The following is a 1,595-nucleotide window of genomic DNA, read 5'->3' on the forward strand; positions in this document are numbered from 1 at the left end:
CGGCCCCCGATCGACGGTCGTCGCGCCACCACCGTCGTTCGAGGGCCGCCGCCACGCTGCCGAAGCCGGCGACCGGGTGGCCGCGCCGCGGATCTGCGAGGAGCAGGTCCGCGGCGAAGCCGAGCGCCAGACCGGCCGCGCGGCTCATCGGCCTGGTCATCGGCCTGGTCATCGGCCTGGCCACCAGCTCGTCAGAGGCTGGCAGCGAGGGCGCGCCGGTCGAGGTCGGCCCGAGCAGCGTCGTGCAGGCGGCCGACGAGTGCGACCAGCCCGACCCCGATCGCCGCCCACAGCGCCGTGAGCGTCATCAGCGAGCCCACCCGGAACGACCAGAGCGTGTCGGCCGGGAAGTCGCCGAGCTCGTTGACCGACGGCAGCAGCATGGCCGCCACCAGGACGACCGCGACGTAGCCCGCGGCGGCGAGTGCGACCGCCGTGTAGCCGTCGAGGCGGGCAGCCAGCCGCCGGGCGACCACGNGCCGGGCGACCACGACCGCCGCGATCGCGGCCAGCACCGAGATCAGCAGGAAGCCGAAGTACGACGCCGTCCGGCCGCCGATCGTCTCGCCGCTGCCGACGGCGGGCGGGGTCGCGGGGTACTTCAGGAACGGCACCAGCGCGACCGCGACGAAGCCCACCACCGCGACCGCGGCGGTCGAGCCGCGCGCGGAGAGCGAGCCGAGCCGGCCGACCGCGGCCGCGCTCGCGAGGGCGGCGAGACCGCCGAACGCGGGCCCGACGACGACCAGGCCGGTCAGCAGGCCCCACGTCCTCTGGTGGGTGCGCGAGACCTCGGTCTCGCCCTCGGCCGGGGCCTCCTCGGCCGCGACCTCGTCGTGGGTCGGCTCGGCGGAGTGGGCCTCCTCGAGGGCGATCGCGTCGTCGACGTACGGCTCAGCGGCGAAGAACGCGACGGCGAAGGCGAAGATGCCGGCGACCAGGCCGATCGCGAGCCCACGGACGAGGAACGCGGCCGGCGTGAGGGCAGGGTGAACCCGGGAGTTGTTGCTCACGGCGCGCCCGATCAGTGGCAGGGGTAGCCGAGCAGGTGCCGGGCGTCGTGCACCCACTCGTGCACCGCCGTCCCGGCGGGAAGGGAGATCGCACCCTGGCTGGCGCTGACGAAGAAGATCGCGAGCATCGCGAGCAGGCCGAAGAAGGCCAGCCAGGCGCCGACCTGCAGCAGCGGGACGGTGGGGATCTCGACGGACGTGCCGGAGAGGGGAGCAGCAGACAACTGCGACATGGAGCCTCCTCAGGGATTCTGCGTCCCTGTCGTTGGGGTGGGAGTTTGCGGACCCTCGGGTCTGACTCCACCGCTCGCCGACGCATGATCGGAGGCGATGTCACAGTAGCGCGACTGTGCCGGATTCCCACCGGCTTCCTCGTGCCCGCGACTGCAGCCTAGGGCATGTCCGCGAGCGCCCGGAACAGGCGCTCCGACACGAACGGCGATCGCACCGCGATCCGCACCCAGGCGTCGTCGAGACCGGGGAACGTGTCGGCCCGGCGTACGGCGATGCCCGCCTCCCGCAGCCGGCCGTGCACCCCGCGGCCGACCCGTGCGAGCACGAACGACGCCGCCGACTCGAGGT

2 protein-coding genes and 1 pseudogene are annotated in these 1,595 nt (G+C 73.9%); all 3 read right to left on the reverse strand.

The features are described from left to right. Positions 1-191: 191 nt before the first annotated feature. Entirely contained in the window at positions 192-1,070 is an 879-nt protein-coding gene (locus H0488_RS23235) for a CbtA family protein (RefSeq protein WP_446685646.1), read from the reverse strand. Next, entirely contained in the window at positions 1,025-1,246 is a 222-nt protein-coding gene (locus H0488_RS23240; protein ID WP_183101534.1) for a CbtB domain-containing protein, read from the reverse strand. The genes H0488_RS23235 and H0488_RS23240 overlap by 46 nt, the downstream gene beginning before the upstream one ends. A gap of 158 nt (positions 1,247-1,404) precedes the next feature. After that, positions 1,405-1,595: pseudogene (locus tag H0488_RS23245) on the reverse strand (Rv2231c family pyridoxal phosphate-dependent protein CobC); the annotation flags it as partial.

The sequence above is a fragment of the Nocardioides pelophilus genome, assembly GCF_014180685.1.
Taxonomy (GTDB): Bacteria; Actinomycetota; Actinomycetes; order Propionibacteriales; family Nocardioidaceae; genus Nocardioides; species Nocardioides pelophilus.